The organism is Mesorhizobium huakuii (genome assembly GCF_014189455.1).
In the GTDB taxonomy this organism is placed as follows: Bacteria; Pseudomonadota; Alphaproteobacteria; order Rhizobiales; family Rhizobiaceae; genus Mesorhizobium; species Mesorhizobium huakuii_A.
The window spans coordinates 99,236-113,404 of record NZ_CP050298.1; the positions used below are offsets into that span (position 1 = coordinate 99,236).

General features: G+C 59.0%; 12 protein-coding genes and 4 pseudogenes. 9 read left to right on the top strand and 7 right to left on the bottom strand.

Annotated elements, in window-relative coordinates:
* Positions 1–6: 6 nt before the first annotated feature.
* Positions 7–2,232 carry a recombinase family protein gene (locus HB778_RS36805; RefSeq protein ID WP_183465554.1) on the bottom strand — a complete coding sequence of 742 codons (2,226 nt, stop codon included), beginning with the start codon at positions 2,230–2,232 and terminating at the stop codon, positions 7–9.
* Positions 2,225–2,383, bottom strand: coding sequence for a hypothetical protein (locus HB778_RS36810; protein WP_183454876.1), 159 nt, complete (start codon positions 2,381–2,383; stop codon positions 2,225–2,227). The genes HB778_RS36805 and HB778_RS36810 overlap by 8 nt, the downstream gene beginning before the upstream one ends.
* 324 nt (positions 2,384–2,707) lie before the next feature.
* On the opposite strand from HB778_RS36810, the pseudogene HB778_RS36815 reads away from it, so the two are divergent.
* The 3 pseudogenes from HB778_RS36815 to HB778_RS36825 form a co-directional block, all read left to right on the top strand.
* Positions 2,708–3,583, top strand: a pseudogene (locus HB778_RS36815) (IS1380 family transposase); the annotation flags it as partial.
* Between the two features lie 175 nt (positions 3,584–3,758).
* Positions 3,759–4,224 (top strand): annotated as a pseudogene (locus HB778_RS36820) (DDE-type integrase/transposase/recombinase); the annotation flags it as partial.
* Between the two features lie 260 nt (positions 4,225–4,484).
* Positions 4,485–4,930: pseudogene (locus HB778_RS36825) on the top strand (MucR family transcriptional regulator).
* A gap of 239 nt (positions 4,931–5,169) precedes the next feature.
* On the opposite strand, the gene HB778_RS36830 reads toward HB778_RS36825, so the two are convergent.
* From HB778_RS36830 to HB778_RS36845, 4 genes are all read right to left on the bottom strand, one after another.
* The gene (locus tag HB778_RS36830; RefSeq protein ID WP_183465555.1) at positions 5,170–6,138 is read right to left on the bottom strand and encodes a YcaO-like family protein; all 969 of its coding nucleotides are present in this window, start codon (positions 6,136–6,138) and stop codon (positions 5,170–5,172) included.
* Complete coding sequence (locus HB778_RS36835) at positions 6,128–6,925, bottom strand: nitroreductase family protein (protein WP_183454955.1); 798 nt, start codon at positions 6,923–6,925, stop codon at positions 6,128–6,130. The genes HB778_RS36830 and HB778_RS36835 overlap by 11 nt, the downstream gene beginning before the upstream one ends.
* Before the next feature lie 17 nt (positions 6,926–6,942).
* Complete coding sequence (locus HB778_RS36840; RefSeq protein ID WP_183454956.1) at positions 6,943–7,791, bottom strand: McbB family protein; 849 nt, start codon at positions 7,789–7,791, stop codon at positions 6,943–6,945.
* Positions 7,792–7,906: 115 nt separating this feature from the next.
* A complete protein-coding gene (locus HB778_RS36845; protein WP_183454957.1) occupies positions 7,907–8,080 on the bottom strand; it encodes a phazolicin family TOMM bacteriocin in 174 nt (57 codons plus the stop codon).
* Between the two features lie 165 nt (positions 8,081–8,245).
* On the opposite strand from HB778_RS36845, the gene HB778_RS36850 reads away from it, so the two are divergent.
* The gene (locus tag HB778_RS36850; protein WP_183454958.1) at positions 8,246–10,033 is read left to right on the top strand and encodes an ATP-binding cassette domain-containing protein; all 1,788 of its coding nucleotides are present in this window, start codon (positions 8,246–8,248) and stop codon (positions 10,031–10,033) included.
* A gap of 310 nt (positions 10,034–10,343) precedes the next feature.
* Here the strand turns inward: HB778_RS36850 and HB778_RS36855 are convergent.
* Positions 10,344–11,059 (bottom strand): annotated as a pseudogene (locus HB778_RS36855) (IS6 family transposase).
* 18 nt (positions 11,060–11,077) lie between these two features.
* On the opposite strand from HB778_RS36855, the gene HB778_RS42240 reads away from it, so the two are divergent.
* From HB778_RS42240 to HB778_RS36875, 5 genes are all read left to right on the top strand, one after another.
* On the top strand, positions 11,078–11,818 hold the full coding sequence (locus HB778_RS42240; RefSeq protein ID WP_244662114.1) for a hypothetical protein: 741 nt from the start codon (positions 11,078–11,080) through the stop codon (positions 11,816–11,818).
* Entirely contained in the window at positions 11,811–12,209 is a 399-nt protein-coding gene (locus tag HB778_RS36865; RefSeq protein WP_244662115.1) for a DUF6527 family protein, read from the top strand. The genes HB778_RS42240 and HB778_RS36865 overlap by 8 nt, the downstream gene beginning before the upstream one ends.
* 97 nt (positions 12,210–12,306) lie before the next feature.
* A complete protein-coding gene (locus HB778_RS42245) occupies positions 12,307–12,669 on the top strand; it encodes a hypothetical protein (protein WP_244662116.1) in 363 nt (120 codons plus the stop codon).
* 19 nt (positions 12,670–12,688) lie between these two features.
* Complete coding sequence (locus tag HB778_RS36870; RefSeq protein ID WP_244662117.1) at positions 12,689–13,180, top strand: hypothetical protein; 492 nt, start codon at positions 12,689–12,691, stop codon at positions 13,178–13,180.
* Positions 13,181–13,182: 2 nt separating this feature from the next.
* Positions 13,183–13,767 carry an RES family NAD+ phosphorylase gene (locus tag HB778_RS36875; RefSeq protein ID WP_183465556.1) on the top strand — a complete coding sequence of 195 codons (585 nt, stop codon included), beginning with the start codon at positions 13,183–13,185 and terminating at the stop codon, positions 13,765–13,767.
* Positions 13,768–14,169 lie beyond the last annotated feature (402 nt).

Consider the following 14,169-nt stretch of genomic DNA (forward strand, 5'->3'; position numbering starts at 1 on the left):
CCTGGTTCACGGTATCTGTTCGAAGAGGCTGGGATTTTGGTCTATCGTCTTGATCCATAGGCCTTTTCTCTGTCCACGCACGACATGGACGGCTTCGAGTTCGCCGCGTTTTACTCGCTGCAACACGACCTGGCGCGACAGGCCGAGGTTCTCCATGGCGTCGCGGATGGGCTCAAAGCCTTCGCCAGGCGTGGCCAGGAAGCGGGCCTTGAGTTCGGCGGTCAGGCGAATGCGCCATGGCGCACCGGGTGTCACCTGTTCGCCCGGGATGAGGCCGTCGTTGACATGGCGGTGAAGCGTCGATGGCGCCACGCCGAGCGCGGCAGCGGCCTGACGGACGGTGACGATGTCGCCGTCGGCGGCTGGTGGCTTGGCCTTGCAGGCGGGAATCTTCCAGTGCTTACGCAGATAGCCGACGCGGTTGGCGTCAAACCGGTGGCCGTACGCCGTTCGGCGGCCCTGGCGGTTGAGGACGCCGGCAATGACCGCGTCGGGATAATGCGGTGCCAGCCGCCGCAGCAGCGCCAGCGTGTCCTCGTCGGTACGAACCGTCGCCGGCCGCGAGCGCGGCAAGGCGACGGTGAGGCGACTCGTAGCGTCGCCCTTCCAGCGCAGGACGAGAAGCGCCGCTGCCTCGTCGCGATCGACATGGAGGGTGACCTCATCGAGGAGCGTGCGCAGCAATTCCTTGCGGTCACGCGGCGTGGTGGTGGGCGCGTACCAAACGCTCGCCAGATCGGCCCCGAGGGCAAGCAGCTTTTCCCGCTCCGTGGCCGACAGGACGCGCGGACGCTGCTCCTCGCGCCGCGCCAGTTCCGCCTTTGCCGCCTCCAGTGCGCGCAACGCCTCCTCCCACTCCTGCTCGAGCCTGCGGGCGACCAGGCGATTGTCGGGATCGACGGCGCAATAGCGGCGCTCGGCGCGGTTGACGGCGAAGGCGGCGCGCTCCACGTCGAGCCGCCATTGCTTGAGTGCTGCGTCGCGATCGTTCTCCAGCCGCTCGGCCGCTTCGAGCGTGGCGGTCAGGTGCACCGGCTCCAGCGCCTCCAGGAAGGCCGCCACCACGGCTTCATCGATCTGCCCGCCGCCAACATTGAGGCAATGGACGCCTCTGCCCTCGACGACCACCTTGCCGGGACAATGGTAGCCCGGCGTCACGGTGCGGCCGCGATAATGGGTGTGCAGCCGTCGCCCGCAGTGGCCGCAGCGGGCAATGCCCTGCAGCAGGGCGCCACCCTCTCTGGCGGCGCCACCGGCCTGTTCCTGCGCCTTGGCGTGCGTCCGGGGTTGGGTGTTGGCCGCCATGCGCTCTCGATTGGCCTCGAAGGTGGGCCAATCGATATAGCCCTGGTGGTGGTCCTTGATCAGCACTTGCCAGTCTTCCATCGGCAGCTTGCGTATCCGCTTGCACCGCGCGCCGGTTTCGTCGAGCACCGTCTCTCGGCGATACTTGCCATAGACATAGGCGCCGGCATAGACTGGATTGGCAAGCACGCTGTGAACCGCGTGGTAGCTGGCCTCGCCCCAGCGCAGCTCGGTGCGTGCATTAAGCCACAGCGGGAACTTCATCGCTTGCTCGCGGAACCACAGCCACACGCGGCGCGCCGAGCCGAGCTCGGCAAAGCGGGCAAAGACGGTGCGGATGGCATGGGCGACGGCCTCGTCGGGATGGATCAGGATCTCGCCGTCCGCCTCGCCCCAGACGAAGCCGATCGGTAGGCCGCGGCGCAATTCACCGCGCGCTGCCTTGTTGCGGATGCCGCCATTGAGGCGGGCGCGCAGGACGTGCAATTCGGCCTCGCTCATGGCGCCTTTCAACCCGAGCAAAAGCCTATCGTTGAACAGAGCCGGGTGGTAGATCCCGTCGGCATCGCCAATCAGCGTATCGGTCAGCCCGGCCAACTCGATCAGCCGGTGCCAGTCGGCATTGTTGCGCGCCAGCCGCGAAACCTCCAGGCCAAGCACGATGCCGACCCGGGCCAGCGCCACCTCGCTGGTCAGCCGCGCAAAGCCGGCGCGCATGACGCTGCCGGAGCCGGACAGGCCAAGGTCCTCGTCGATGACCAGGACACGCTCGTCCGGCCAACCCAGCTCGCGCGCCCGACCGGAGAGCGCGTATTGCCGCTCGGTCGATTCACGGTTGTTCTCCACCTGTGAGGCGCTCGACTGGCGCAGGTAGACGACAGCCAGCCGGGCCTGGTGACCGGCGGCGATTTTGCTGTGTTCAGTCATGACCGGCCTCCCTCACTGTCAGCATGCGCGCGATCACGAGGGCGAGCCGGCGCAACGCCTCCGCCCGCGCCTCGGCGTCCAGCGTCTCCCAGGTGGGTGGGTCGGGAGGCCGCTTGCGGTCTTCCTCGGCGAATCTCAGCTTCAGTTGCATGTCGCTCCTCCTTGTCATCGGGCGGCGACTCGCCGCGCCGTTCAAGAAGAGCGTCGGTCAGAAAGCGCAGATGCAGAAGGTCTGAAAGCCGCCCAATGCTGGAGTGATTAGCCGGCGAGGCTGTGGAATCACCCCCCAGGCCCCCGAGATCCGTCCACGCGACGGGAATGTAGGTCCGGCTGCCGTCCGGCAATTCTAAAAGCAGCGTTGGCTCGCCGCGGCGTTTGAGGCGGCTGATTACGGCCAGAGGCCGCCCTTCAAAGGCGTGGCCCTCCCGCATGATCGTTGCCGAGGCGGGAAGGTCCTGGTGATGGGCAGTCTGGAGATGTTTCCTTCGACGCCGTACATGGCGGCCAGCAATTGCGCCTGTTCAACGCGCATTACGACGAATACGGCTTCCAGCCGATCGTAGTGTTCGACGGTGCGGGCCGGTTCGTCAGCGCGATCCTGCGACCGGCCAGTCGGCCGAGCGGGGCTGAGATCTGCCCCCATCTGCGCCGCCTGGTGCGGGCGATCCGGAGCAATTGGCCGAACACACGGATCCTGATCCGGGCCGACAGCCACTATTGTAGTCCGCAGGTCATCGACTGGTGCCGCGCCAACGATGTCGACTTCATCCTCGGCGTGGCGCCCACCACGACGCTGCGCAAGCATGTCGCGGACCTGGAAGCCCGCACGATGGCGCGCTTTGAAGCGTCGAAGACGAACAAGGTCCGCAGGTTCAAGGAGTTTGTTGACGGGGCCGCCAGCTGGAGCCGCGTCGAGCGCATCATCGCCCGCGTCGAGGTCGGCGCCCAAGGAGCCGACACCCGCTTCATCGTCACCAATCTGGCCAGTGGCAAGGCCAAGGCGCTCTACGAGGACCTCTACTGCCGGCGCGGCGCGGCCGAGAACCACATCAAGTCCTGGAAGACGCATCTTGCCGCCGACCGCACATCCTGCACAAGAGCGACGGCCAACCAGTTCCGGCTCTTCCTGCATGCCGGCGCCTATTGGCTGATGTGGAGCCTGCGCGCTGCGATGCCGAAACGCTCGAGCTTTGCCGTCGCCCAATTCGACACGCTGCGATTGCGCCTCATCAAAATCGCCGCGCGGGTGGTCGAGATGAAAACGCAAATCCGCCTGCACCTGCCGACATCATGCCCCGACCAGCGCATCCTGCGCATCGTCCTCGATCGCATCCCCCAACTCGCGACATAACGATGGGGCGCAGGCGCCCGAAACGAACCCGTCGACCGCAACCTGCAAACCCCCGCCTGCCATCACGACGGAGCAATCCCGGCGCCTGACGGGGCGCGTGGAAAAGCACTGCAACGGCGACCACAGCGTCGCTTCAGGCCGTCAAAAGCTTATCGCCGTGCATTAAGGCGGCTAGTGGATGTATCTCTATCGCGCCATCGACAGTGTCGGCGACACCGTCGACTTCTATTTCAGCGAGCAGCGCGACCTGCCGTCGGCCAAACGCTTCCTCCGCAAGGCGCTGGAGCGTCATGGCCGACCTGATCGCGTCGTCATCGACGGTAGCCAGACCAATCGGGAGGCGATCCTGCGACACCACAAATCGCTTGCAGGATGGCTCCCGGCGCTGGCTGAAGCCGATCCGGATCCGCAAGAGTAGATACCTGACGGATGTATTTGACAAGGGCCGTTCTGCTCTGATGTCCTGGAAGTGTGCTCTCAGGGCGTTCTGTCCCGGCAGACGGTCGAGACCGCGGCGCGCGCAGCAAAGTCAGGGCTGACCGGCATCGAAATGATTCACATGATGCGCAAGCGACAGGCGATGTACGCCTTTCAATCCGAATCCGTCCCTGGCCGAGCAGTTCGAAATCCTCGCCGCCTGATTGACCTCGCATCAGGGCCTCTCTGCGCCCCTATTCAGCCGTTGCAACAAAACCAGATGCTGTGGTAGAGCTTTGGACAATTATGGGGGATGATTTTTTGCGATCCAACCTGATCTAATACCGGCTCTGTATCTACGGTAATTCTCAACACTCGCCCGCGATAGCCGGCAGAGTTTGAGCAGATCAACAGTATTTTGGCTGCGAAACGCGTAAAAAAGGCTTTTTAGCTGGGACGTGGCCATCTTTATTGTAGGTAAGATATGGATCGCAAGTCTCCAATTCCTTCCGAGAACGTTACTGTCGCATCTCTAACGGCCATTATTGTGGCTTATCTCAATCGAAACGATATATCGCCGGCCGACCTTCCGCCGCTTGTGGCGCGTCTTCAGCACATTCTCAGCAAGGGTCATGACGATCCTTCCCTTGGTCTTGCGGAAAACGGCACCATGCAGCTAGGGTCGATTGTAAAAGAGGAAGGATCAATAAATGAGGAATATCTCATTTGCCTGGAGGATGGTAAACGTTTCAAGTCGTTGAAACGACATTTGCAGACGAAGTACCAGATGACACCTGATGAATACAGGCAGAAATGGCACCTCCCCCGGACTATCCAATGGTCGCCCCTGCTTATGCACGAGCCCGATCTAAAATCGCCAGAGACGTCGGATTGGGAGTAACGATCTCGAAGCGCCGCTGCAGTACCTAGACGTAAGTTAGAGGGGGGCAAAACCTCCCTCTCTCTTTCATGAGAATGGCAGCGGCTCCAGCCTTCCGGTCCCCGGCGCGCAGAACAGATTGATCCAATCATTCTCATTGTTATTGCCCACACCAGGGCTCATGTGAACAAAGAAGTCGGGGGAGACGACACGGCAGAACCACACCTTTGCGCCGGAGACCGTGATGGCCTTCTCGTAGACGTAGATGTTGTGAGAGACCGAGAGCAGGCTATCTTTCAGCGTTCCTTTTTCGATTTCGGGGCCGATGTGGAGGGGGGGCAACCCGCACCTCTAGTTCGAAATCCGGCCTGTTGGCCGCCCTGAAATCTGCTTTTAGTTTGTCGCTTCCATACTCGTGCATGCCAAAGAATTCCATCTGCGGAAGCAACAGCGAGGTCTGCCACACCTCAGTAAACGCCTTCAACACCGCGGTCTCTGCGTCGTAGTCTGCGGCACAGCCGCATGCGAAATTGATAATGTCGTCCTCCTTGCGTGACCGGTACTCGGCAAACAGCACTGAAACGCCCTTCAAAAACGAGATGTCGTACACTGTAACAGAACCCTCCCGCGTCATCTGCCGGCAGGTGGTGCCGGCTTTGCCGCGGCCGAGGAGATTTTCGTAAAGGGGCGCCATCTTGTTGCAGCGTCGCGACACCCACATAGCGGTTGTACATTGCCGTTCAACGAATTCTAACAACGCCGATCGGAACGCCGTGGCGCGATCCGGGTGAATAGCACTGCCGAAGGTGTCGCGCACCGGCAGAAAATCAGCGTCGCGACAGCCGCTGAACCTGTGCAGAGAAAGATAGACGGCAGGATATAGGCAACGTTCGCCCGTCGAAAACCGCTGCACTTCGACAAGGTTAAAGGCGTGTTCCACGAGATCTTCTTTGGAGATATCGGGTTGGCAGGTCTGCAGCAATACACCTTGGAGGGCCACTTGCTCCGCGTTTGAAAGTCCCATCTCGTGTAACCGCCCGGTATGGGTCGGCTGAATGGTACGAAAAGCGGCGTACCGTTCCAAATATTCCCCAATTGCCTTGATATGTGCGTCGCCATCAAAACCAAAACCATGCCCGTTGACCGCAAGATGGTCGACAGCGGAGAAAACGGCAGGTTCGTAAATAGAGGCAGGGTAGCTTGCCGACAGGCGGAATCTCGGCGTCTTTAGGTCGAAATTGCGGAAGCTATTGGACATTCGCATCTCCCGGAAAACCAAAGGCTTGAATGGCAGCGGGGAGAAGCAACCTGCTGTCCAGGCCACAGGTCTTGGTAAACTCATACTCGGAGAAGCCGGCCAAGACGCGCGAAGCAATCCCGTTTTCCTGAGCTACAGTTGTGATGTGATGATACATCGAACCGATCTCTAGTAAGGCAAGCCGGTAGCCCCGCGACCTGTATTTGAAGGTCGCTTTCTTCAAATTGATGAAGTAGGCGACGTAGAAAACGGCCCCGTTAATGGTGGCGATGGCATTGTACCGATCCTGATCAAATTGCGCCGGCAGCAGTTCGAAGCGGTTGCTGCCCGGGAGGTAATGCGCGACAGAAAATGGAGGTATACCCTCAACCATTTCGCTGGTTACTACGATGGCCTCAGCGCTATAGAGCGCGCCGCCGGATGGATATGGCCTGCGCCCTAAGCCATCCGCTCCAATTGCCTGGCCCAGGATCGAGGCAATCTTTTCGAATTCCACAATACCAAGCTGCCCTTCCTTCAGGGACGGCCAGCGTGAAACGGCTGTCTGCGTTGAGGTGGAGTGGCCGGTGACGATGTGACTGAAATGAGAAAATCGAGATTCCTTAGTCTCTGCGAGAAGTAGAGTTTCCTTCGAAAGAAACGGCGCACTGATGCGTTGTTCCAGAGTGGACCCTGCGCAGGTAAAACAATGATGGTGAAAGGTGCGAACAGTATGTTCGACGTCAGGGTCGACGAATTGGCTGGTAAAACCGATCTGGTTCAAAGCTGATATGTCGTTGGTCGGCATGGCATCTGCTCCCTCGTTCAAATGGTTCGCGGTTCCGCACTGTAGGTGGAATGGGCTCCTCGATGGCGCTCAATGCGACCCGTATCCAGATTCATCTCAATAATGGTGCTGAGGTCATCGGGGAAAAGCGGCGCAACGCCGTCGGCAAGGAGGGGGCGCAGGCGCGTGTATAGGAGGTGTAGTGCTGCTGCCGCTTCTATCTCTAACGCAGCGAACGTTGGAACTGAGAGCGAGTTGAGGGCATAGGGGTCAGAAAGGAAGAAGTCGGCCCAACTGGTTGGCTTGAAGCCTGGGTTTCTGTCGAGACCGGCCAGGTTATGAAGGCCACTGAAATGGTCAGGCAAGCCCATCGACGCTGAGTAGAACCCGTCAATGACAAAGTGTCGAAAAACAAAATATGCGTGGAGTACGATGCACTCAGGGCTCCGCGCACATGCGGCGTAGATTTCCCGCGCCGTGGTTGACGAATAGGCGGCTTGAATCGCAACAAGGAAGGTCGGATTGCCTATGAGCGCCAGGTCGTCAATCGAAGTGCAGGTTATGGCGTCGTTGTTCTCAATGCACTTCCCCAAGGATCGCGAAATCTCATCCGAAGCGCAATAGATCACAACGCTTTCATCGGATTTCATGCGACGCAGAACTTTGAGCTTGGTCAGGAACTGCTCCGCTGCATCGATGGGCAGGGCATTGCGCTCCAGAATTTCCGAGACACAGTGTTCATCGATGTACGGCCGTATCGATGAAAATTCCCGCAGAGCCGCTGCAAGATTGGCATCGCTAATCGAAGCGGCCCCGGTCGGCGTGAACAGTTTGCAAACCCCGTCAATGTCGGCGGGCTCAAGCACAAACGGCGATATTGTGTACATAGTTTCCGATCCTAGAATGGCGACAGCGGTACCGATGCAGTCAATTGTTCTGCATGCGTGTGCTCGTGGTCACCCCGGCGCTCAGGATGCTGGCGCCGGGGTGGGCCTGGTCAGATCAGGCGGTCTGGCCGCAACGCGACGAGCCGGAAGACTTGCCCGATGCGCCGCTGCGGCTGGAGCTGTCGCAACGTGAGCATGCTGCTGCCGAGGCGACGCCCGGAGTGGCGTCTTCGTCATCGAGGAATTCGATTGCCGTACCAAACTGCGGAGGGTTCAGGTTCTGATTCATAGGAATCTCCTTCTGTTAGCGCACCGCACCTCGCGGTGACGGTCGATTCATAAGATATAACTCCGATTTGTCAATGTGTATGTTTCGATGTATATTGTGATTCTACCAATCTGTGTTTAGCTATACATTGGTAGTTATTCGGTTGTACATGGTAACGGTGGTTAGATGACAGATCTATCAAAGGTACTACAGGTCGTGTTCCTGGTAATTGCGCAAAATCGCAGGCAAAAGGCATTGCTTGCGCTGGTGATCCTAACCATTGCGGCGACAGCGGTAGGTGCTGCGATCTTTCCGGTGTTCTTTTCACTGGGTATTGATGCCCTCACAGAGGGTAACGGACGGATCAATGCTGCTGTTACCTACATCCTCTCCTTCGGCATAGGCTTAACGCTGGTTGGAATCCTTGAACAAATCCAGTGGCTTACCTTCGGGCCCATGAATCTGAGGCTCCAACGCAACTTGACTACCCATGTCTTTCAACATGCCGTCTCGTTACCTTACTACCGTCTCAAGACCTACACGACCTACGAGATCGGCCGTACGATAGAAAAGGGTTTGGATGCCGTCAGAGACATTACGTCGAATCTGACGTTCTTTCTGATCCCAACGATCATCGAACTGGGAATCGCGGCGTCGGTGATTGCCTTCATGATTGATTTTTGGATCGCAGGGTTTCTTGTCGTCGCACTGTTCTTGTACGGGTTCATCGCAAACATCGCTGCCCGGCGCATTCGCTCGTCGACGGAAGAAGCCATGGAAAGCGGCATCGATGCCTGGAGCTTCGGCCTCGACGGGGTGGCAAATGCCGAGCTGGTTCAACAATCGAATTTGGGTTCCGAATTCACCAGCAAACTTGACGACAAACTGAAAGTGAACGATCGGGCCTGGGCAATAACGTTCCGACAGAGGGCCTACTATGGTGGTCTCCAGGCGCTCGTCTTCGGCTTGGTCGTACTTGGCGTATTGTGGCGCGGCGGTGTCAATGCCGGTGAGGGTATTCTCAGCATCGGGGAACTCGTCCTGCTGAATACCTACATTATTCGACTGCTGCAGCCGGTCGAAACGTTTGCACGCGTTTATCGTGACGTGCATGCGGCCCTCGGGGAGGCCCGACTTCTTGCCGATCTGCTGGCAGTCGACGTTCCGGCACCAACGAAGGTCCTGCTGCCGGCGGAAAAGCAGCCTTTCACCCTGGAACTTCGCCATGTTTCAATTGATGTCGCTGACCATCCGGTGTTGTCCGGCCTTAGCTTCAGTGTTCAGCCGAAGGAACCGCTCTTCATCGTGGGCCCGTCGGGTGTTGGGAAAACCTCTCTTCTCAAGCTCTTATCCTGCCTTACCATGCCGAGCGATGGGGCGTACATGATAAACGGGAAGGCTGTTTCGGACGAAAATGCAAGCGCGCTGCGGGAAGACATCGCCGTGGTACAGCAGGACTGCCTTTTGTTCGATTGGACGATCCGGGAGAACATTGCCTTCGGCTATTCCGGACCGAAAACGGATATCGACGAGGTGATTTCCATCCTTGGGCTGACAGACGTCATTAATCGGCATGAGGCGCAAGCCGAATCAACGGTGGGAGAGCGCGGCAATCGATTATCTGGCGGTGAGAAACAGCGTGTGTCGCTTGCCCGTGCCCTACTGAAAAAACCGCGTCTGCTTCTTTTGGACGAGGCCACAGCTGCGCTAGACGAAGTTAACCGGAAGCGCGCTCTGGCTGCCATTGAGACGCTTCAAAAAGACAACTCCAGCGTGTTCATTACCCATGACCTCTCGTTGATAAAACCAATGTCACGCGTTCTCTTTCTTTGCGCGTCCGACACGGCCTTTTACGGCATGCAAAACGAATTGCTGGCCGAAAATCCGACATATCGTCAGTTCATAGAAGGAATAGAACGCAACAGTGATGTGCCTGCCGGCGTGTCCAAACCCGATAATGGTGAGCGCGCTTAGGCGCGCTCCTGATTGGCGCTGTCACGTTGTTCAGCGTTAACGGATTGACGATAGGCACCGGGCATGTCTGAAGCTGCCGCTACAAGAACCATCGCTTTCCGACCGAGATCATTGCTCACGCCGTTTGGCTCTATTACCGATTTCCCTTGGGCCTGCGCCATGTCGAGGAAAGGTGCTGTCACATTGATTTTGGCTTAACGGTTTGACGATAAGTCAGGTTGGCATGGTCGAAGCATGCGCCACCTACAAGAACCATCGGGCACCGTAAACTTAACGCTGTGAAAACAAGATCTGGGAGTGAGGCTTTGGTTCATTCGGCGTGAAGTCGCGCGATTTGGCGCCATGCTTGCATGGCAGTTGCTCGCAGTTCTCGATGGTGGGTGGATGGAATATCGTGGCGGGGAACGTTAAAGAGGTTGGCGATCGGGTCGTGGACGGAAACGAAACGCTGAAGATGTCGCGCTGACTTGAAGCGCTTCATGATCCTCTCCCGCCGTCGGACGGTTGATGAGAGTTCTCCGCCCGATTGTTCAGGCCCTTGTGCGAGCGATGCTCGACGCCTGGCATGATCTCGCGCTTCGCCGCACCGTAGGATCGAAGCTTGTCGGTGATCATCACACGCGGCGAACGGCCTTGCCCTTTCAGAAGCTTTCGCATCAAGCGCTTTGCCGCCTTGGCATTGCGACGGCTTTGCACCAACACGTCGAGAACAAACCCGTCCTGATCAACGGCGCGCCAAAGCCAGTGTTTCTTTCCACCGATGGTGATGACAACCTCATCGAGATGCCATTTGTCGCCGAGCTTGCCGGCCGATCGCTTCCGGATATCATTGGCAAAGTGTCTGCCAAATTTCTCAGCCCAAAGTCGCACGGTCTGGTGAGAGACGATGACGCCACGAGCTGCCAGCATATCCTCGACCATCCGCAGGCTGAGCGGAAACCGGAAATAGAGCCAAACGGCATGGGCAATCACCTGCGCCGGAAATCGGTGGCGACGATAAAGAGGATCACGGGAAAATCTGGTCATGCCGCCAGATCCCACATTTTGATCGATGCCCGGTTAACGTTACGGTGCCAGCTGCAAGACACACTCACGTCGCGCGCGCAGATCAGCGACCTGAACGCCGGGTTCGCCGATGAGACAGCCGCCGTCATCGGACTCGGTGGCACCGGTGCCTATCTCCTCGACCTGCTGGTCAAGACGCCGGTCCCCAAGATCCGCGCGTTCGACGGTGACATCTACCACGTCCACACCGCGTTTCGTTCGCCGGGCCGTCTCTCCAAGGAGGAACTTCGAACGGCCAAGGCTTCCGTCTACGGCGACCGCTATGACAACTTTCGGCGCGGGCTGACCGTCGAGACCACCTACATCGGAGAGGCCACCGCCGACCGCCTTGACGGTGTCACCTTCGCCTTTGTTTGCGTCGACAAGGGATCCTCGCGCGCCGGAATCTTCGACTTGCTAATCTCCCGCAACATCCCCTTCATCGATGTCGGCATGGGCCTCAACCGAAAGCACGGCCCAATCGCCGGCATGCTGCGGGCCACATATTATCCCGTCGGCGATGGCGCAGCGATGCGCGACCGGAAGCTGGCCGACCTCTCCGACGTCGCCGACGACATTTACCGCTCCAATATCCAGATTGGCGAACTGAACGCGCTCAATGCCTGCCTTGCCATGATTCGCTACAAGCAGGTGCGCGGCCTCTACCGCGACACTGAGGGATATCGGCACATGTTGTTCGGGATCGACGACCTGAGCCTCACCGGAGACACCTATGATTAGGATTAAGGTCGAGCGCGTGCGGACCATGCCGGCGCAGCTCGAGTCGGGCGTGCTCTACGTGTCGGAGGAGTTCGAGACGGCGGCGCACCTGTGCGCATGCGGCTGCGGTTCAAAGGTGCGGACGCCGCTGGGGCCAACCGAATGGCGGTTCACCGATCACCCCGAAGGACCGTCGCTGTATCCGTCGATCGGCAATTGGCAGCGTTCGTGCAAGTCGCACTACTGGATCGACCGGGGCGAGATTGAGTGGTCCACTCAGTTGACACCCGCGCAAATTGCCGCCGGCCGCGCAGCCGAGGAACGCCGGCGCGAACACTATTACGCCGAGCTCTATCCAGACCGGTGGTGGGTACGCGTTTGGCGCTGGCTCAAGTCGATGCTGGGCCATTAGCAAATTCGGCTCGAATATCTCTACGAGGTGAAGTCAGCCCTCGATGAGGGCGGTGGGTTCAAGGTGACTGCCCTCGAGATCGCCGGTAGCGCGAACTTTGAGCGCACGCAGCGATTCAGGACGTTGTAATGCCGTTCGTGTTCAAGCTGGGCTTCCCCGCCTTTTCAGCCTAAAGAACCACCTCGCCTGTCCGAACGATCTGGACAAACCGGACTATCCGGACTATATGTGTGCCACAGAAATGGAGGCCGCCATGGTCGCAACGGTTCGAAAATCTGGAACGGGCGTGCACGTTAATGTGAGCAGCGCGGCCGTCGCCGACATTCTTGAAGTGTTGGCACGGCACAACCCAGGAATCTCCCGATCGGAGCTAAAGGGCAAGAGCAAAATGGTAGCTGCGGTGACTGCGGCAGCTGTCCGGCTTTCGGAGGAGAACCAGCGCCAGATCTCTGGTTCATGAAAAGGATCTTGCCCAGGCAATGGAGACGGTGGTCGCGGATCTCGCTGGTCGAGGCGACAGCAGGCCGATCAAGCTCGACGTTGAAAGGCCTGTTGAGGTCAGTCACGGCGCGGGACTCGGCAACGTAGTAGATCTCGAGGAAGGTCGGCGAAGGGTCGCGGAATATGCAACAGCGGTTCGCCTCGAAGACTGGGCAGGGCCGGTTGCAGGGCCGAGTGATATTGAGAGGGCCTTTGGAACAAGAAGATCCACACTCCATGATTGGCAAAAACGGGGAGCCGTCATCGGCTTGCTGAAGGGTGAACGAAAGCATGTCTTTCCCTTGGCACAGTTTCTGGACGGCCGGCCGGTCAAGGGGATGTCTGAAGTCACGAGCATCATCCGCAATTCTCGCGCGGCCTGGCAATGGCTGATTCAGCCGAAGCCCAGTATCGGGGGCGCTCCTCTCGACCTTCTCAAAGCTGGACAGGTGAACGAGGTTGTTGCGGCCGCCGAGCGTGACTTCAGCTGATCGTGAAGCTTGATCCCAAGACAGTCGCGGACCTCGCTCTCGGATTTCAGCCGCGTTCATACCTCCGCGTGATGCGCGCCGCGCATATGGCGACGCCGCTGGGGATGGGTTTTGGACACACACGCTTCTCAAGTCCGGATAGGACGTTTCAACTCGTCTACATCGCCCACGACCTTGCAACGGCAATTGCCGAGACCATCGTCCGGGACAGGTTCGAGGGCAGGATGAAGCGTGTCCTTGATCAAAGCGAGATCGAAGAGTGGGCCGTAGCGGAGATTACGGCGACGTCTCCGCTCACGGTACTCGATCTGCGGACCACGGGCCTCCTCAGGTTGGGAGTCAGCACTGACGCCGCTCGAGCCAAAAACCATTGGCGAGGGCGACAACTCAGCGCGGCGATTCATGGCGCCTTCGCGATTGACGGCCTGCTTTATGCATCCCGTCTCACATCCGCCGAGTGTGTGGCCGTTTACGATAGAGCCATTGAGGGAAAGCTGGGCGCGTCACCAGCAACAAATCTAGTGCGGCACCCAGACCTGATAGCTGCTCTGCAGTCTATTGGTGTCTCCCTTCGAGGAGGTGCCTGACGATGGCCGGGAACATTACGTCGGTGAATTTCTCGGGACGTTTCAAGAAGCTGAACGGAACCGTCGCACTGACCGCAACGCGCGCGGACATTATCCGGTCACTGCTGACCGTGGGGTATCCGAGCCGAAGGGCGGCCGTGCGCGTCGTGGGTAGGTGGAGGGAACGAATGCTGGTCGCCATGGCGACTGGCTATCTCGACAATGCGCTAAACACGACGCTTTACTTCCGCAATCTCGAGCAGTCGGAGAAGGTCGGTGTTTCGTTCCTGCTCGGCGAGGCATTCACCCATTGGTACGCGCAAGACAGGATGAAGATTGAATATCTCGTCCATGTGGGTGGGCTATCGAGTTGCACATGGACTTCACCGACTACTCCGCTTACCCCGAAGACGGGCGCGTCCC